This window comes from Ulvibacter sp. 2305UL32-6, assembly GCF_058148545.1.
On record NZ_JBYVKA010000002.1, the window covers coordinates 269,746 to 287,029 of the forward strand.

The window sequence follows — 17,284 nt, forward strand, 5'->3', positions numbered from 1 at the left end:
GATAAAAAAGGTTTTTAAAACATCATTATTATTAACATATACTGTTAAGAATTTGGATTTGTCCTATTTAGATGTTATTATACTGTGTTATAAATATAAAAACCAAACTTCATATATGAGACAACTCAAAATTACCAAGCAGGTTACCAATAGAGAAACCAAATCGCTTAATAGCTATTTGCAAGATGTGAGTAAGATCGATTTGATAACCGCTGAGGAGGAAGTTGAGTTAGCACAGAAAATTCGCGACGGAGACCAAAATGCATTAAATAAATTGACACGTGCCAATTTACGCTTTGTGATTTCTGTAGCTAAACAATACCAAAATCAAGGATTAAGCCTGCCAGACCTTATAAATGAAGGAAATGTTGGACTAGTAAAAGCCGCCAAGCGTTTTGATGAAACCCGTGGATTTAAGTTTATTTCATACGCGGTATGGTGGATCAGACAATCTATTTTGCAAGCCATTGCAGAACAATCTAGAGTAGTTCGTTTACCATTAAATAAAATTGGAGACATTAATAAGGTTAAAAAGGCGTCTATTCATCTTGAACAATTACATGAGCGTAAGGCAACTGCAGAGGAAATCGCAAATGAATTAGGAATTTCTATAAGAAACGTAAAATCTTCCATGAAAAATGTTTCTAAGAGTTTGTCTATGGACGCACCTTTTCAGGAGGGCGAAAATGACAATAATCTTTATGATGTTTTAAGTAGCGATAAGAGTCCGAGACCAGACAATGAACTTATGCAAGAATCGCTTAAAATTGAAATTAACCGTGCATTAGAGACTCTTTCAAGTCGTGAAGCCGACGTTGTACGACTTAACTTCGGTTTAAATGGTGAAACTGCATTAACACTTGCCGAAATTGGTAGTACGTTCGAGTTAAGTCGGGAACGTGTTAGACAAATTCGGGAAAAAGCTATTCGTCGTCTTAAACACGAATCGAAAAGTCATATTCTAATGAACTATTTAGGATAGGATCAACTTACAGAATGTTGTAAAAACCGCGAGAATTAAGGTCTCGCGGTCTTTTTTTGTCCGTTTTTTCAAAAAAATAAGTGAACAACGTACTTCTTCAAGCTTTTAGTATATGCAGGTGTTTTTTTAACATTCCATCACTTTTCTAAGGCTCATTTAACAAAACAATAGGTTTTTGTAAGCACTTTATTAGCCTTATACCTACGTATATTTGACCCAAACCTAAAACATACAATATGAAAAATGTAACAAGAGCACTCCCCATGCTGGCACTTATGATCTTAACTGTATCATGTGTCTCGAAAAAAAAGTACGTTGAACTTGAAAATCAGTACAACGATACTCGTTCCAACCTCGCTAAAACACAATTTGAAAAAGAAGAGATCGAGGCGAAATACGCTAAAATTGAAGAACGCGTAGCTAACTACAATGCCAAGATACAATCGTTATCATCTTCAAATTCAAGCCTTCAAGAGTTGAGCGATAGCCGACTTCAAATGTATGGAAATGTTGCTGTTTCCAACAAAGACAAAGAGCAAATGAAGAAAGCTTTAGCTAATGTAAATCAAGCTGAATTAGCACAGGCTAAAACGTTGCAGGATTCAATGAACCTGATCGTTTCTTATAATCTGAAAAAGAATCTTGACAACAGCTTAATTGCCGACGGTGAAGAAGATGATATCAAAATTGACATCAACGAAACGGTTGTTATGATTACGATCTCAGATAAGATGTTATTTAAATCGGGTAGCTATAAAGTAAATCCGAAAGCTAATAAATTGCTAGAGCGCCTCGCTAATGTTATCAATAGTGAGCCAGCCTTAGAAGTTATGGTAGAAGGTCATACCGATGCACAAACCGTAAAACCTGGTGCGTATATTAAAGACAACTGGGAATTAAGCGTTGAACGTGCAACCGCAGTAATTAGAACATTACAAGAAGATTATGGCGTAGCCCCAGAAAAATTAATTGCTGCAGGAAGAAGTAGCTATCACCCCTTAACCGAAAATGACACTAAGGAAGGTAGAGCCGCCAACCGAAGAACAAGAATTGTTATTTTACCAAATCTAGACAAATTCTTAGCGCTTTTATCGGCTAACTAAAGAACATAAAGTTTATAAAAAAAGCGGCACTTTTGGGTGCTGCTTTTTTTTTGAGCATATCTCATAATATTAAAGTACTTTTATAGAAACCCTTGGTCCCCCAATCTTGAAGGTAGAAGATTCAAAATACAAGCAGCTTTATCAAAAGAAACTTTCTTTTGACTTCGGAAATTTTTATATATTCGATCATTATGTGATCGGTGAAATATTTGAAGATGCACATTATAATTGGGAGCTTGCCGAAAAAGCTATTGAAGCTGTATACGACTTTTACGGAACACGAAGCATTAAGGTCTCGTACATCTCTAACCGGGTTCATTCCTACTCTATAAACGCGCAAGATTGGCTGCGGTTTTTTCAAGATCGACACCATCTAAACGCCTTCGCCATTGTTGCTTACGACAAATTAAGAATAATGAATGTGGTGCTCGAAAAGATCTTCTTCCACAGTAGAATTAAGAAGTTTCACTCCTTAGATGATGCCGTGGCTTGGATAAAAACTATTCAGACTCATACTGAGCGCAAACAGGATGCTTAGCATATAATTTTTCACTTATAATTTTTAGGAGCACAAACTAATACGCTCCTATTTTTTTGCTTTAGCTGGTCGCACCTCAATTTTACTAGGTAAAGTACGTGGGTGCATGGTTAGCAGATCTAAAACCAATTTTCCAATATCCTCTGGCTGAATCTTCCAATCATCTTGCTCGCTAGGTTCGTTCCCATTAAAATGGGTTGATACACTTCCAGGCATAATAGTACTCACTTTTACACCTTTGTCTCTAACATCAAGCATCGCGGCCTGAGTAAAACCAGTTAAGCCAAACTTACTTGCATTATAAGCTGTACCGCCACTAAAGAAGTTCGTCCCGGCCAAACTCGAGATACTAATATAATATCCTTCTGTTTTAACCAATTGCTCTAAAGTTGCTTTAAATGTATAAAAAGCGCCACTTAAATTAGTGTCAATGGTTTCTTGCCATTGCTCTATTGTCAAGTCTTCAAGACTTGCAAAGTGTCCTACTCCTGCATTTGCGATCACAAAATCGATCTTGCCAAAACTTGCTACAGTTTCTGCAACGGCTTTCTTTTGACTTTCAAAATCGCGCACATCGGCAACTACCCCTTTGATGCTACCAAGAGCACCTAGTGTTTGTTTCAAATGCGCAACTCCTTCTGACACACTCTCCTCACTCCTTCCGGTAATCGCCACATTTACACCGTTTTGTAAAAGAATTTCAGCAATTCCATATCCTATTCCTTTTGTACCACCCGTTATAAAAGCAACTTTTCCTTTGATCGATCTCATATTTTTGATTTTTTATAAAAGTACAAAGTCATAAAAGATTAGTTTATTAATAAATCCTTAATTTTAACGACTTATGAAATTCCTTATTCTCCTATATACACTTCTGTTCTTTTTCCCTTTTTCTTCGGAAGCGCAACCGAATCAGTTGGTTGATATGGCTAACATTTCTGAAGCATTCGACTATGAGATTAGATACGCTACGGCAGAAAATTTTATAGGCGAAGTGCTATACGATTGCCCCAAATGCCTTTTACAACCCGATGTAGCCGAAGCCATCATCAAGGCCAATCAATATTTTTGTGAACGTGGTTACAAAATAAAATTTTATGATTGTTATCGGCCGTTAGACGTTCAGAAAAAAATGTGGGCAAAGGTTCCGCGCCCTACCTATGTTGCCAATCCGTATGGCAAAGGTTCTATACACAATAAAGGCGCCGCCATCGATATGACCTTAGTAACTTTGGAGGGCTGTTATGTTGAAATGGGAAGCGATTATGATTACTTCGGAAGAGAAGCACATATAGACAACTATAACTTTTCTTCGGAAATTCTCGAAAACCGAAAACTACTCTTTAACGGCATGCGCAAACATGGTTTTCAAACGGTACGTACCGAATGGTGGCACTTTAGCTTCCGAAGAAATGGTGGATACCCTACCCTCAACGAACCACTTCCTTGCGATTAATTTGAATCTCTTTCGTTATTCATCATAGTTACGGCAACGGGAATGTCACTTGAACCTCCATAAAGCTTAAGCTCCGTGATATCACCTGGCATAATAAACTCAGCTTTAATAAATGCTTCTTTGACCAATTTGATGATTATTCCTCTTGTTTGACGTGAAGCTCTTCTGTAATCTTCGGTATGGATCCAAAAGAAAACTTTAAGATTTACAGTACTTGGCGCTAATTCATTTTCGATCACAAAGTTTTCATGGGTCTCATTATGTACAACCGACTTATGGTTATTTAAAATATCCATAATAATTTCTTTGGCATGATCAATATTATCTTCATAGCCAATTCCGACTACAAATTCGACTCTAAAAAAGCCATCGGCTGTATAATTTTCAACGGGTTTTGTCAATACATCACTGTTGGGAATAAAAATATCTCGCCCATCACTCGTTTTTATGTGTGTATAGCGAAAATTTAAAGCACGAACTTTTCCGAAGTGTGGATCGATCATAATCGTGTCATTAATATTAAATGGCCTATTGAAAGCCAAAATAATTCCTGCTAAAAAATTCTTTCCGATATCCTGAAAAGCAAAACCCAAAACGATTGCGGCGCCTCCAGCAGCGGTCAAAATACCCGTAGCAACACCGTCAAGTCCAGCTACATTAAGCGCCAGCATTACTGCGATAAGAATAAGTATTAGCTTAATAGCCTGTGCCAAAAAGCGCGCCATCAAAGGATCCTCAGCTTTTTTCAGAATTCTTTTCTTATAGATATTGGTAATAACTTGGGCAATCAAGACGCCCAAGATCACCACAAAGATTCCCAAGGCAATTCGTGGTAGAATCGCTAAAAACTTGTCGTAATAAATTTCAGCAGATTTAATAATGGTTTCTTGAGCGGTAGGTTCTTGCATGAATATATATTTGTACTAAAGATACTATTCTTGACCTTTTAGAACCTGTTTAACTCACCTAAATTATTCTTAAAATTGTCATAGCGAGCATAGTTCCTGTATCTTTGCAAAAAATCAATAGACGTGAAAAAATCAGTCAAAACTTTTAAGGTAATTAGCACGCTTGAGGCTATTTCATTTTTGTTATTGCTAGGTATTGCGATGCCGTTAAAATATATCTGGGATCTCCCGCAAATGGTACAATTATTAGGAATGGCGCACGGTGTCTTGTTTTTATTGTATGTTGCTGGAGCGTTCTATATGCAGCGCATATTAGGTTGGTCTAATCTTGTATTATTTATTGCTTTAGCGTGTTCACTATTACCTTTTGGCCCTTTTTATGTGGAGAAAAAATATCTTAATGAGTAGAGAAAATCTATCATTTTACTTTAACTGGATCAAAGATGCTTTTGTCGAGGAAGGAATGAATGCGCAGTTAGCATCAGTGATAAACATGATCATTGTTTCTATCGTGATCATTGCTATCATTACGATACTAGATATTGTTGTGCGCAAATTTATTATTCAGTTATTTAAGGCCTTAAGTAATAAAACGAAAAGCACCTTTGACGATTATTTGGTTAAAAGTAATTTTCCACGTTATGTAGCGCATGTAGTGCCTGTTGTTGTCTTGTGGTATGTTACTCCTATTATCTTTTCAGAATATCCGTATCTGTTTAAGGCTATTCACGCGATTCTCAGCTTATATCTAGTTATTCTCGGAATATTCATTTTCCGAAGTATTTTACGCACCGCTCGTAATTTTTCTCAAACCAAGGAAAAGTACCACGATAAACCTTTAGAAAGTTATGTTCAGGTATTAATGATCTTTGCATGGGGTGTTGGTATTTTTCTGATCATCAACCTCCTTACAGACTTCAACATCAAAAGTTTGGCCACTTTAGGTGCTGCTTCAGCGGTTTTACTGCTAATTTTTAAAGACACCATCTTGGGCTTTGTTGCCAGTGTGCAAGTTTCAGTGAATGATATTGTACGAATTGGCGACTGGATCACCTTTAGCAAATACGGCGCAGATGGCTATGTAACAGAGATCAATCTAGCGACCGTTCGTATTCAGAATTTCGACAATACATTTACAACTATACCTACCTATAACTTGATCGCCGACTCTTTTCAAAACTGGCGAGGCATGCAAGAATCTGAAGGAAGACGCATTAAACGCTCTATCTTTATAAAGCAGTCTACGGTTAAATTTTTAACTTCGGAAGATCGAGAGCGACTCCAAAAAATACAGCTAGTCGCACCCTATATTGAGCATCGTGAAAAGGAAGTTGCTAAATTTAATCGAATCACGGAAGTTGATAAAAGTGAATTGATCAATGGTCGCAACCAGACAAACTTGGGTGTTTTCCGAAATTATGCTGAAGGGTATATAGTGGAGAACGAATTAATTAATAAGGATCTTTTTTTAATGGTACGCCACTTAGCACCTACAGACAAAGGCATTCCTATTGAGATCTTTTGTTTTACCTACGACAAGAGCTGGGAGAATTACGAACGTATTCAAGCTGATATCTTTGATCATCTCCTCGCAGCAGTCCCCTATTTTGATTTAGAACTTTTTGAAAGTCCGTCAGGTAGTGATTTTGATAAGATCGCCCTTCAAGACAAACGCTAGTTTTTCGGTAAAAATATTCCAAGGCACGTCTTAAAATAGCGTATTTGGATTGTCTAAATGCGGAATATGTAAGTTCGTACCAAAGCGTTCGTTTGCTTTCTTGATAAAGTGAGCCGACAATAAAGGGGATGCTTTTTCAATATTTTGATGTACAAAGAAGTAGATATTCTGAAGTCCTTGTTCTATCCAAATCTCTAAACGATCTACCCAGTCGTCGAGGCGCGTATAATCGCTTTCGTGATTAGCTCCATTATAGCGAATAAAGGCAGTATCGGTAGTGAGTCGCATATGAAGTAGATCTCTTCTCCCCGCCGAATCAACAATACTATTTGTCACATCGTACTGTTCCAAAATATCATAGAGTTCATTGGCAACAACGGGATCGTTAAACCAATCGGTATGACGAAATTCAATGGCGATCCGAATATCTTTAGGGATCGCTTCAAAACATGGAACCAAACGATCCATATTTTTTGGACCAAAATTATTGTGTAACTGAACAAAAGGCATCTCGAGCTTCTCCTTTAAATTGGAAGCGTTTAAAATATATTCGTTGAGATAGGTTTCAAAGTCATTGAGACGTTTCCAATGCGTCACGCCTTGAAATACCTTCGGAAAGAAGCGAAAATTTGGTGGTGTTTTCTCATACCAACTCGCAAAGGTTTCCGCAGGAAAAATTCGATAAAACGTGGCATTTAGCTCAATACTATTAAACTGCGTGGCATAATAAACCAATTCATCCTTAGTGCCTCGCGGATAAAAGCCTTTTAGATCAGCCCGATTCCATTTTGCACATCCCACATACAGTTTTGGTGTTTTTACTGGCGAATAGTTTGATATTGTTTTTTTGGTTCCTTCGTGATCTGGCGGTAAAGTAAAATCAATTTCTCCTGGATTATCAACGCTTCCAAATTTCATATCTCTAATTTTAAGGTAAATATACAATCTATTAAAATGTTAAATTCAGAAAAAAAGTAACATCCTTGTAACAATATAACGTTGTCAACGTCTTATTTTTACGTAAAACAATTAACACATTATAAAATGAAAATACTTAAAACATTATTCATTGCACTTTTATTTGTCGCTGTAACACCATTAACAGCACAAACTGCTGACGAAATTATTGCAAATTATTTCGAAAATACTGGAGGAATGGATGCTTGGGGAGCCTTAGAAGGAGTTAAAATTTCGGGTTCGGTAAATGCTCAAGGAATGGATATTCCGGTAGATATTTATCAGTTGAAAGACGGCAAACAATTGGTTAAAATTAACTTGCAAGGACAAGACATGACACAGGTCGCGTTTGATGGTGAAACCATGTGGACAACCAACTTTATGACCATGCAACCAGAGAAATCTGATTCTGAAACGACCGAAAACATGAAAAAGCAAATGGGCGATTTCCCATCTCCTTTCTTTAACTATAAGGATAAGGGGTTCACTGTTGAAATGCTTGGAAAAGAAACCAAAGAAGGAACTGAAACCTTTAAGCTTAAACTAACTCAAAAACCACTTATGGTTGACGGGATCGAGCAGCCAAATGTTTCATTCCACTATTTTGACACCGAAAACTTTGTACCTATTGCTAGTGAATCTGAAATTCCATCAGGTCCTATGAAAGGTCAAATGAGCACAAACACTATGAGTGACTATCAAGAAGTTGACGGACTCTATTTTCCTTTCGATATGGGAATGATGGGACAAAACTTGGTGATAAAAGAGATCACCTTGAACCCTGAAGTTGACATGGCTTTATTTAAATTTCCTGAAGCTACTGTTGAAGGTTCAAAAAATTAACACTTTTTATTCCAAACAAAAATCCCTGCTCGTTCGGGGATTTTTTTTACCCGCTTTTGAGATCTTATAAAAGCAAGTTGAAGCTAACCACTTTTTATTCTGAAATTAAACCAAAAAACAATGAAAAAATTACTTTTAACTCTACTTGCAGTGGCGCTTTTACCTTTGACCGCCAATGCACAAGAAATCGCTCTAAAGGGAAAAGAACTTTTTGGCGACATGAAAGCTCGCCATATTGGTCCAGCGCTTATGAGCGGAAGGATCAATGATCTTGAAAATCACCCAACTAACGCAAGGATCATCTATACCGGAACAGCTGGAGGTGGCGTTTGGAAATCGAATGATGGCGGAGCTACCTTTAACCCTATCTTCGACGAACACGTTCAATCTATTGGTGTAGTGAAACTAGACCCAAAAGATCCAGATAATGTAATTTGGGTGGGTACAGGCGAAACTTGGACCCGTAATTCGGTTTCTGTTGGTGACGGGCTCTATAAATCGGTTGACGGCGGTTCCAACTGGAAAGAAATTCCAGGTTTCGAAAAAAGTGAACGCATCGCTTCTATAGCGATCAACCCAAATAATACTGATGAAGTATATGTTGGAGTTTTGGGCGCGTTGTGGAGTGATAGCGAAGATCGCGGTGTTTATAAAACAACCGATGGCGGAAAAACATGGAACAAAATTCTTTATGTGAGTCCGTCAACAGGTGCAGCCGACGTGATCATGGACCCAAAAAATCCAAATGTGCTATATGCGTCTATGTGGGAATTCAGACGTACCGGTTGGGGTTTTAACTCAGGCGGATTAAACAGTGCTTTGTATAAATCTACCAATGGTGGAACTAGCTGGAATAAGATCCATAATGGCTTTCCATCTGGAAAATTAGGACGTATCGCAATAGCAATGGCGCCTAGTGATAGCAATATTCTTTATTCGGTTTTGGAAACAGAAGAGCCCTCAAAAAATGGCCTTTGGAAATCAACTAATGCGGGTCAGAGTTGGGAACATCTTAATAATGATTTTGGTTTGGTGGTACGACCATTTTATTTCTCCAGAATAACGGTAGATCCTAAAGACCCAAATATTATTGTAAAGGGAGGTTTAAGCGGATCGATTAGTCGTGACGGAGGAAAGACCTTTAAAGACCTCGGAAATATGCACAGTGATATTCATGATATCACTTTCGACATAAAAAACAGCGATATCATCTATTCTGGAACCGATGGTGGTGTATATCGCTCATGGAATGGTGGTACAACCTTCGAAATTGTGGAGAATTTACCTTTATCGCAATTCTACCATATAAGTGTAGATGATGCTGAGCCTTACAACGTGTATGGCGGCTTACAAGACAATGGATCTTGGTATGGTCCCTCCTCTTCTCCAGGAGGCGTGGAAGCTCGCGATTGGAACAGTGTTGGATATGGCGACGGTTTCCGTGTGCTAAAACATCCAACGAAAAATATTATTTATTCTGAAATGCAAGGCGCCGACAATGTGTGGCGTTATGATGTTGAAAAGAATAAAACGAAAACCATTCAACCGCTTCCGAAGAAAGGTGACGCCGACCTACGTTTTAATTGGAATGCTCCCATGGCAGTAAGCAATCATGTGCCTGATCGTTTTTATATGGGAAGTCAATTTGTACACCGCTCTGATGATATGGGCGATAACTGGACGATCATTTCACCAGATCTAACAACCAATGATAAAGCCAAACAAGACCAGTCTGCTTCTGGTGGATTGTCTGTAGATAACAGTGGCGCAGAAAATCATACCACCATTTTTACCATTGCCGAATCACCTTTAGATAAAGATATTCTTTGGGTAGGAACCGATGATGGTAATGTTCAGGTAACCACCAATGGCGGAAAAAGTTGGACGAATGTAACTGCTAATTTAACGGGTGTTCCGAAGAACACATGGGTATATCACATTGAAGCAAGTATTCACGGGAAAGGAACCGCATACGCTGTTTTTGACGGTCATAGCACGGGTGATATGAAACCGTACGCGCTTAAGACGACAGACTTCGGAAAAACTTGGAAATCAATTATCTCTAAAGATATTGACGTTCGTGCGTTTGTACGGAACATTCAGGAAGATTATGTAAATGAAGATCTGTTGTTCTTAGGAACTGAATTCGGACTTTATGTTACAATTGATGGTGGTGACAACTGGTCACATTTTACAAACAACATGCCTCCTGTGGCAGTACATTTTATCGACCTTCAGAAGAAAACAAACGATATCGTTATGGGAACACACGGAAGAGGTGTTATCATCATTGATGATATTAGCCCGCTGCGAGAACTAGATCAGAATATTTTAGCAAAAGACGTTCATTTCTTTAAAAATAAACCATTTACGATGGTTGAAGAAAGTGGATTTTCAGGAAACTTTGGTGCTGAAACACAGTTTGTTGGTCAAAACAAAAGTACCGCTGGACGCATTGTATATTATTTAAAGAAACGACATACTTTTGGAAAGATGACTATGGAAGTTCAAGATATGAACGGAAATAAAATTACATCCTTATCTCCTGGAAAATCGAAAGGGATCAATGTCGTTAATTATAGTTTTAATACAACCAACCCGAAGATGGCGGCGGCGAAAACGCTGTCTTTTGGCGGATTTACATCGCCACGGATACCTGCTGGTAAATATAAAATCGTACTTACCAAAGGGAAAGACAGATATGAACATATCATTGAAACCAAATATGATGATTCTGCCATAACCACTTTGGCAGAACGCAAAGAGCAGGAAGCTTTTACCAAAGAATTGTATGATATGGTTGAAGAATTAGCCTATTTGGTGCATCAAATTGATGAAACTCAAAAAACAGCAAAAGCCACTATTGATGCAGGTGGTAAGGGCGTAAAAGAAGCCCAAAAAGCCTGGGATGCTTTAGAAGCTCTTCGGAAGGATCTCGTGATCACTACAGGTGATAACTATGTTGCTTCTGCCGAACCAGAACTTCGCGAACGAATGGGTGACCTCTATGCGAATGTTGCTGGAAGTTATGATAGAGTTTCGGGCGCTCACAAGTTAAACTATGAATTAATTTCTTCAGAATTTAATACAGAGAAAGAACGATTTAAAAATATCATGAATAAAGAAGTTGCAAAATTCACCAAAACACTCGAAAAGAATAGTATGGAATTACCTAAAATTCAAACGAAAGAAGAATTTTTAAGTAAAGAGTAATTCACAATGTAATTTTATTTAGAATCCAGACAGGTGTCAAACTTGTCTGGATTTTTTTTTATTTCTGAATATAAACGGTCTTTCGGTTTAAAAATTCCCGAATACCATGCTTACTGAGCTCTCTCCCATAGCCGCTTTCCTTGACACCTCCAAAAGGCAACCTTGGATCACTCTTTACCAACTCGTTGATAAAAACTGCTCCCTCGTCAAAGCGATATGCCATCTTTTCGGCAGCCTCGATATCCTTCGTAAAGATCGATACTCCGAGTCCGAATCTAGAATTATTCGACAATGCAATGGCTTCATCAGCATTTTTGAACGTAGTCACAGAAAGTGCCGGTCCGAAAGTTTCTTCTTTAAAGACGGTCATTTTTGGTGTAACACCGGTTAGCACAGTAGGCTCAAAATAAGCTCCTTGTCGCTTACCTCCTATCTCCATCTTCGCACCTTGCTCCACGGATGCGTTAACCTGCGCCTCGAGCTCTTTTGCCAGATCCTTTCTCGCCATAGTGCCAATGTATGTGCCTTTATCCATAGGATCTCCGCTTTTAAGTTCGCGTACCTTCATTAATAATTTTTCTATAAACTCTTCGGAAATTTTCTCGTCTATCAAAAGTCTTTTTCCCGCAATACAACTCTGACCTGTATTTTGAAAGCGCGCTTGTACACAGATATCAACAGTTTTATCCATGTCGCAATCTGCCATAACAATAAGTGCATTGTTTCCACCCAACTCTAAAACCGATTTTTTGATCTTTCTCCCAGCAGTGGCAGCAACAGCAGAGCCCGCCGGCCCACTCCCAGTAAGCGTTACCGCTTTTATAATAGGATCTTCAATGATAGCTTCTATCGCTTCACTACCCACTAATAAGGTGGTAAAACAATGATCAGGAAATCCCGCTCGCTGAAAGACCTTTTCAATATTTAATGCACTTCCAAAGACGTTAGAAGCGTGCTTTAATACACCAATATTGCCAGCCATTAAAGCTGGAGCCGCAAAACGAAAAACCTGCCAAAATGGGTAATTCCAAGGCATTACCGCTAGCACTACACCCATGGGCTCGTAACTTGTATAACTTTTATAAGCATCTGTTTTGATCGTTTCATTGGCTACTTGCTCTTTGGCTTCATTTGCGTAGTATTCACATACCCAGGCGCATTTTTCTACTTCTGCGATCGATTGACTAATGGGTTTTCCAATTTCCAAAGTCATCATTTCAGCATATTCTTGCTTATTCTTTTTCAGTTCGGAAGCTGCTGCGAGCATAAGCTTCTTTCTTTCAGCAAAAGAAGTCTCTCGCCACGAGTAAAACCGTTTATCGGCTTGCTGGAGTATAGACGAAATATCTTTCTTGGTATGCTTTTTATAGCTCGCTATTTTTTCTTCGGAATACGGATTTACCGAGTGAACCTGTGTCATGATTTTTCTTTTAAAAGTACGTAAAGCCTTGTAAACAGGTAGTTCGATTAAGATGATTTTAACGTGAATACTGTTAATAGTGCTGTGTATAACTTCGGAAGAAGCGAGCTTATTAGCCTTTAAGATTGGACTATCTTTATTAAAACCCAAAAGATATGGACACCAGAGACAGGGCTTTGTTAGCCCTACGACCCGAAATTCCTTCAGCCAAAGTAACATCCGGAATGTCTTCCGAAGAATCCTTTCAAAACAACACAATTAGACCTGTAGTTAAACTTCAAAGCGAATTACTAGTCGCCGTATTCATCAATTACATCAAGAAACATAAAAATGTTTTTTATGATCTATCTATCGATAAACGGTTAGATTACATTGAAAATGCTATTCATAAAGACATGAAATTTCGAAATTCCCTAAAAGGAATTATCATGGGACAATTTACTGTTGAGGAATACAATCTATATACAGAGAACTCTTCAGCATTAAACAAACGCATGATGAACATTGTTAAGGAAAGATTAAAAAGCAGTGTTCAACTATTTGATTTGGTCGCCTTAAATTAGCATAATTTAACACCCTAAAATGCTAATTAGCTATTGGCCAGCACCCTTTAAATAAAGGGAGTGTTAAAGATTTGCTCAAGCATAGTTAATCTTGTCCTAATTCGGATTAAGCCGCATTTTTTATCATTCTAAGTTGCTAATTTTGGTGTATAAATCAAAAAAAAAACAACTTATGAAAAAATTATTATTACTGACAGCTTTATGTGCTGCACCATTATTATCACAGGCTCAAGATACCGATATATCTTCTGCGGAAACAGCTTATAATAAATGGTCTATTGAATTAGGTGGTGGTTTACAAAAACCTTCAGGTTCTTTTGCTGATGGTTATTTCACCAAAGGCGCGAGTCCGTTTCAAGGATCATTAGGAGTTCGTTATATGATGAATGAGAAATTTGGTGTGAGAACTACTTTTGGTTATAATAGCTTGACTGAAGATGACGGAAGCCTTCCTTTTGAAGCAACATACATTCGTGGTACATTAGAAGGTGTTGTTAACGTAGGAAATGTTTTAGGTTTTTCAGATTGGACCAATACATTTGGCCTATTGTTTCACGGTGGTGCGGGGTATTCAAACCTTAACCATAAAACGCCTGCAGGTAATGATGAATCGGATCATTTAATGAACGTTGCAGCTGGTTTGACACCACAAATTAGACTTTCAGATCGTGTAGCATTTAATGTAGACATCACACTACTTGGGAATGTTGGTTTCGATAAAACTTGGGATGGAACTCAAGCGATTCAGAGAAACTCAAGACAAATTGATGATGGACTCCTATACAATGTTTCTGCAGGTTTCAATATTTACTTAGGAAAAAATGCAAAACATGCCGATTGGTATAGTGAGAAGAACGTTGTTAAATCAAAATTAGAAGAACTTGAAGAGCGTTTGGCTAAAGTTGAGACCGATATGATCGATTCTGACATGGATGGTGTTCCAGATTATTTAGACCGCGAGCCTAATACTCCTTCTGGTGTAGCCGTAGACACTAAAGGATACGCAACCGATAAGAATGAAAATGGTATTCCTGATGAATTGGAGCCTTCTTTAGACAACAGATACGTAAACGAATCTGATTACATAGTTGGAGGTGGTAAAGGTTTAGGAGTAAAAGAACTTATTGAAAATGGTTATGTGAATGTATATTTCAAATTTAATAGTACACAGCCAGAAACTTATTCTTTAAGTGCGATCAACTTCCTAAAAACGTATATGAAGGAAAACCCATCGGCTCAAGCCGAACTCATTGGTTTTGCTGATGAAATTGGCAATGAGGCCTATAACGTGCAGCTTTCTGAAAAAAGAGCTAAACGTGTTTATGATATCTTAATTGCTTCAGGTGTTGATGCCAGCCGATTATCATTTACAGGAAATGGTGAAGATGCTTCTGTTGACAAATCGTCATCGGCTGCAAGACAGTTGGTGCGTAGAGTAACGTTTAGATTGAAGTAATTTTCAATCTATTTTTTATTAAGTGTTTATTAAGGCCCTTTTGATTATATCGAAAGGGCTTTTCTAATTTACAAGGTTGAAACACCATTGAGGTCGGTAGTGAGCACCTCACTCATATAATCGAAAAACGGACGCAGTAGTTCAAAATGTCTAACCACCTTTTCAACAAAATCATCCTGTAATACTTCCTCATCCGTAAAACGATGGGTCACGATATAACTTTTAAGTCGGATTAAGTCAATATTTACATCGTCTTTACTAAACCCTTTAGGTGCTGTTTTAACAGCGTTCTCTTGATTAAAACCATCAAAGGCCTTTTTAAATTCTTTTTCGCTTAGTATTTGACGTATTTCGGCCGTATCCATCTCAAACTCTTTCCGAATTCGCAACAGATCGGCTGGCTCCGGATTAAAAAACCCACCTGCCATCATACTATTTCCCGGTTCCAAACGTAAATAATACCCGCCACGTCGATGCGCTCCTGCCCTACTGAAACTCACACTTCTGTGGACGTTGTAAGGCGTTTTATCTTTACTAAAACGAATATCTCGATTGATCCTAAAAATTTTTGTCTTGGCGATCTCATCTGTCTTGTTTAGGCCCATTTCTATTTCAGTATAAACCTTTTTTAAGCTCTTTTCACCCGCCAGATAGGTTTTTTTGTTTTCCTGCATCCAATCGCGGTGATTGTTCTCTTTTAGCTTGTTTAGAAATTCAAAAACAGATGTCGGTATAGCCATGATGTTGATTTATTAATGATATAATGAATTGATGATTGCATGATTAATTTCTCAGCTACCTAAAACTACAAAACTTCGTATGATTTATTTTAATTCTCCTTTGCAGTTTCTTCGTCTAGCACTACTTCGTTAAGTAGGAGTCCGCTGGCCTGAGCAATATGTTCTAGCTTAATTTCGTTGGTTGGATCTAAAGTTCTTCGGAAAAAATCCATATCCATCTTACCTTGACCTATATCGAATAAAGCGCCCATCATCAACCTAATTTGATGTCTTTTAAAGCCTTTCCCACGCACTTTAAACACATAACTTTCCGATGGAAAAAAATTAGCGGTATAAAAGGTGTTTTCTGAAATTTCAGAAACGTCAATCGTTCCTATTGTTTGCGTTTCAGGATTGGGTTTATAAGCATACGTTCTAAAATCATGTGTGCCTTCAAATAATTTAGCAGCTTCCTTCATAAGCGCAATGTCAAGGTCTTCGAGGCAATTAGCCATTAAGGGAGCGGCAAATGGATGTTGCTTACTTCCGAAGGAAAACAAATACAGATACTCCTTTGCAATTGGAGCATCAATGATATTGAAATCTTTTGTTACTTCGGAAATCGCTATCGCTCTGATATCGGGCGGTAAATTTTTGTTGAATTCGGGTAGAAAGTTTTTTACTTCCAGCGGGGCTCCGTCTAAAAAAAGCTCAAAATAAGCTTGATTTGCAGAAACCTTTGCATCAGTTCTGCCTGAAGCTAAGATCTTAAATTTTTTGTGATCGAGCACATAAGCAAGTGTTCTTGAGATCATTCGCTCAACGGTGAGGACACCTGGCTGCTTTTGCCAGCCGTGATAACGAAAGCCTAAATACTGAATATGAACTAAATAGAAATGACGCTTCAAAAACATGCCACCAAAAATAATGTATATTTACTTGATAACCTTAAACCTAAAAAGTATGAATTCGCAACACAAACCCAAAACCAGCTTTTGGATCATCGCCGTTTTTGCGCTGTTATGGAACCTCTTTGGGGTATTTCAACTGCTCGGTGCTACGATCTGGGCCGATAAACTCGCTGAAAGCTACCCAGCAGAACTTCTTAGTTTGATGAATGAATTGCCTTCATGGTATTATATTGTATTCGCGATAGCCGTAGGTGCTGGAGTTCTAGGGTCACTCCTATTATTGCTACGAAAAAAACTAGCCATGCCCGTTTTCGGTATTTCCCTAATTGCCTTACTGATTCAGATGGGATACTGGTTATTTGCAACAAACGTTATTGAAGTTTCCGGACCACTAGACGCCATGCTGATGCCGGTCATCGTGATCGCTTTTGGTATTTTTATCTATTATTATAGCAAAGGAGCCGCTCAAAAAGGTTGGTTACAGTAAGCGATATTTAAAAAAAGTAAAATGACGTCGGGCTTGTCTCGACGTCATTT

17 protein-coding genes are annotated in these 17,284 nt (G+C 38.1%); 11 read left to right on the forward strand and 6 right to left on the reverse strand.

Features of this window, described 5'->3' with window-relative positions:
* Nucleotides 1-115 precede the first annotated feature (115 nt).
* From ACY2RU_RS07005 to ACY2RU_RS07015, 3 genes are all read left to right on the forward strand, one after another.
* Nucleotides 116-982 carry a sigma-70 family RNA polymerase sigma factor gene (locus tag ACY2RU_RS07005; RefSeq protein ID WP_490137721.1) on the forward strand — a complete coding sequence of 289 codons (867 nt, stop codon included), beginning with the start codon at nt 116-118 and terminating at the stop codon, nt 980-982.
* A 236-nt stretch (nt 983-1,218) separates the two neighbouring features.
* A complete protein-coding gene (locus tag ACY2RU_RS07010) occupies nt 1,219-2,085 on the forward strand; it encodes an OmpA family protein (RefSeq protein ID WP_490137722.1) in 867 nt (288 codons plus the stop codon).
* Between the two features lie 106 nt (nt 2,086-2,191).
* Nucleotides 2,192-2,623 carry a hypothetical protein gene (locus ACY2RU_RS07015; protein WP_490137723.1) on the forward strand — a complete coding sequence of 144 codons (432 nt, stop codon included), beginning with the start codon at nt 2,192-2,194 and terminating at the stop codon, nt 2,621-2,623.
* 48 nt (nt 2,624-2,671) lie between these two features.
* Here the strand turns inward: ACY2RU_RS07015 and ACY2RU_RS07020 are convergent, their stop codons facing one another.
* Nucleotides 2,672-3,394 carry an SDR family oxidoreductase gene (locus tag ACY2RU_RS07020; RefSeq protein ID WP_490137724.1) on the reverse strand — a complete coding sequence of 241 codons (723 nt, stop codon included), beginning with the start codon at nt 3,392-3,394 and terminating at the stop codon, nt 2,672-2,674.
* A gap of 73 nt (nt 3,395-3,467) precedes the next feature.
* Here ACY2RU_RS07020 and ACY2RU_RS07025 point away from each other — a divergent pair, with 73 nt between their 5' ends.
* Entirely contained in the window at nt 3,468-4,079 is a 612-nt protein-coding gene (locus tag ACY2RU_RS07025; protein ID WP_490137725.1) for a M15 family metallopeptidase, read from the forward strand.
* Here the strand turns inward: ACY2RU_RS07025 and ACY2RU_RS07030 are convergent.
* The gene (locus ACY2RU_RS07030) at nt 4,076-4,987 is read right to left on the reverse strand and encodes a mechanosensitive ion channel family protein (protein WP_490137726.1); all 912 of its coding nucleotides are present in this window, start codon (nt 4,985-4,987) and stop codon (nt 4,076-4,078) included. The two genes, ACY2RU_RS07025 and ACY2RU_RS07030, sit on opposite strands and share 4 nt — an antisense overlap.
* 117 nt (nt 4,988-5,104) lie before the next feature.
* Here ACY2RU_RS07030 and ACY2RU_RS07035 point away from each other — a divergent pair, with 117 nt between their 5' ends.
* Both ACY2RU_RS07035 and ACY2RU_RS07040 read left to right on the forward strand, forming a co-directional pair.
* On the forward strand, nt 5,105-5,395 hold the full coding sequence (locus ACY2RU_RS07035) for a DUF3817 domain-containing protein (RefSeq protein WP_490138277.1): 291 nt from the start codon (nt 5,105-5,107) through the stop codon (nt 5,393-5,395).
* Nucleotides 5,388-6,665, forward strand: a complete 1,278-nt coding sequence (locus tag ACY2RU_RS07040) for a mechanosensitive ion channel family protein (RefSeq protein ID WP_490137727.1) — start codon at nt 5,388-5,390, stop codon at nt 6,663-6,665. The genes ACY2RU_RS07035 and ACY2RU_RS07040 overlap by 8 nt, the downstream gene beginning before the upstream one ends.
* 30 nt (nt 6,666-6,695) lie before the next feature.
* Here ACY2RU_RS07040 and ACY2RU_RS07045 read toward each other — a convergent pair whose 3' ends face one another.
* Complete coding sequence (locus ACY2RU_RS07045; RefSeq protein ID WP_490137728.1) at nt 6,696-7,583, reverse strand: DUF72 domain-containing protein; 888 nt, start codon at nt 7,581-7,583, stop codon at nt 6,696-6,698.
* A gap of 126 nt (nt 7,584-7,709) precedes the next feature.
* Between ACY2RU_RS07045 and ACY2RU_RS07050 the strand changes: the two genes are divergently transcribed.
* Both ACY2RU_RS07050 and ACY2RU_RS07055 read left to right on the forward strand, forming a co-directional pair.
* Entirely contained in the window at nt 7,710-8,465 is a 756-nt protein-coding gene (locus ACY2RU_RS07050) for an outer membrane lipoprotein-sorting protein (protein WP_490137729.1), read from the forward strand.
* A 120-nt stretch (nt 8,466-8,585) separates the two neighbouring features.
* Complete coding sequence (locus tag ACY2RU_RS07055) at nt 8,586-11,678, forward strand: WD40/YVTN/BNR-like repeat-containing protein (RefSeq protein WP_490137730.1); 3,093 nt, start codon at nt 8,586-8,588, stop codon at nt 11,676-11,678.
* 58 nt (nt 11,679-11,736) lie between these two features.
* On the opposite strand, the gene ACY2RU_RS07060 is transcribed toward ACY2RU_RS07055, so the two are convergent.
* Nucleotides 11,737-13,098: an NAD-dependent succinate-semialdehyde dehydrogenase gene (locus tag ACY2RU_RS07060; RefSeq protein ID WP_490137731.1), complete on the reverse strand. Its 1,362-nt coding sequence runs from the start codon at nt 13,096-13,098 to the stop codon at nt 11,737-11,739.
* A gap of 155 nt (nt 13,099-13,253) precedes the next feature.
* On the opposite strand from ACY2RU_RS07060, the gene ACY2RU_RS07065 reads away from it, so the two are divergent.
* Entirely contained in the window at nt 13,254-13,661 is a 408-nt protein-coding gene (locus tag ACY2RU_RS07065; RefSeq protein ID WP_490137732.1) for a glyoxalase, read from the forward strand.
* 172 nt (nt 13,662-13,833) lie between these two features.
* Nucleotides 13,834-15,117 (forward strand): OmpA family protein, encoded by a 1,284-nt coding sequence (locus tag ACY2RU_RS07070; protein WP_490137733.1) that lies wholly within the window; start codon nt 13,834-13,836, stop codon nt 15,115-15,117.
* Nucleotides 15,118-15,185: 68 nt separating this feature from the next.
* On the opposite strand, the gene ACY2RU_RS07075 is transcribed toward ACY2RU_RS07070, so the two are convergent.
* Together ACY2RU_RS07075 and ACY2RU_RS07080 are read right to left on the reverse strand one after the other, a co-directional pair.
* A complete protein-coding gene (locus tag ACY2RU_RS07075) occupies nt 15,186-15,857 on the reverse strand; it encodes a DUF2461 domain-containing protein (protein ID WP_490137734.1) in 672 nt (223 codons plus the stop codon).
* A gap of 89 nt (nt 15,858-15,946) precedes the next feature.
* Complete coding sequence (locus ACY2RU_RS07080; RefSeq protein ID WP_490137735.1) at nt 15,947-16,750, reverse strand: tRNA pseudouridine synthase A; 804 nt, start codon at nt 16,748-16,750, stop codon at nt 15,947-15,949.
* Nucleotides 16,751-16,799: 49 nt separating this feature from the next.
* Here ACY2RU_RS07080 and ACY2RU_RS07085 point away from each other — a divergent pair, with 49 nt between their 5' ends.
* Complete coding sequence (locus tag ACY2RU_RS07085; protein WP_490137736.1) at nt 16,800-17,234, forward strand: hypothetical protein; 435 nt, start codon at nt 16,800-16,802, stop codon at nt 17,232-17,234.
* Nucleotides 17,235-17,284 lie beyond the last annotated feature (50 nt).

Coding starts and splice junctions, on each gene's coding strand:
- ACY2RU_RS07005 (WP_490137721.1), top strand. CDS start 116: ATGAGACAACTCAAAATTACCAAGCAGGTTACCAATAGAGAAACCAAA.
- ACY2RU_RS07010 (WP_490137722.1), top strand. CDS start 1,219: ATGAAAAATGTAACAAGAGCACTCCCCATGCTGGCACTTATGATCTTA.
- ACY2RU_RS07020 (WP_490137724.1), bottom strand. CDS start 3,394: ATGAGATCGATCAAAGGAAAAGTTGCTTTTATAACGGGTGGTACAAAA.
- ACY2RU_RS07025 (WP_490137725.1), top strand. CDS start 3,468: ATGAAATTCCTTATTCTCCTATATACACTTCTGTTCTTTTTCCCTTTT.
- ACY2RU_RS07030 (WP_490137726.1), bottom strand. CDS start 4,987: ATGCAAGAACCTACCGCTCAAGAAACCATTATTAAATCTGCTGAAATT.
- ACY2RU_RS07040 (WP_490137727.1), top strand. CDS start 5,388: ATGAGTAGAGAAAATCTATCATTTTACTTTAACTGGATCAAAGATGCT.
- ACY2RU_RS07045 (WP_490137728.1), bottom strand. CDS start 7,583: ATGAAATTTGGAAGCGTTGATAATCCAGGAGAAATTGATTTTACTTTA.
- ACY2RU_RS07050 (WP_490137729.1), top strand. CDS start 7,710: ATGAAAATACTTAAAACATTATTCATTGCACTTTTATTTGTCGCTGTA.
- ACY2RU_RS07055 (WP_490137730.1), top strand. CDS start 8,586: ATGAAAAAATTACTTTTAACTCTACTTGCAGTGGCGCTTTTACCTTTG.
- ACY2RU_RS07060 (WP_490137731.1), bottom strand. CDS start 13,098: ATGACACAGGTTCACTCGGTAAATCCGTATTCCGAAGAAAAAATAGCG.
- ACY2RU_RS07065 (WP_490137732.1), top strand. CDS start 13,254: ATGGACACCAGAGACAGGGCTTTGTTAGCCCTACGACCCGAAATTCCT.
- ACY2RU_RS07070 (WP_490137733.1), top strand. CDS start 13,834: ATGAAAAAATTATTATTACTGACAGCTTTATGTGCTGCACCATTATTA.
- ACY2RU_RS07075 (WP_490137734.1), bottom strand. CDS start 15,857: ATGGCTATACCGACATCTGTTTTTGAATTTCTAAACAAGCTAAAAGAG.
- ACY2RU_RS07080 (WP_490137735.1), bottom strand. CDS start 16,750: ATGTTTTTGAAGCGTCATTTCTATTTAGTTCATATTCAGTATTTAGGC.
- ACY2RU_RS07085 (WP_490137736.1), top strand. CDS start 16,800: ATGAATTCGCAACACAAACCCAAAACCAGCTTTTGGATCATCGCCGTT.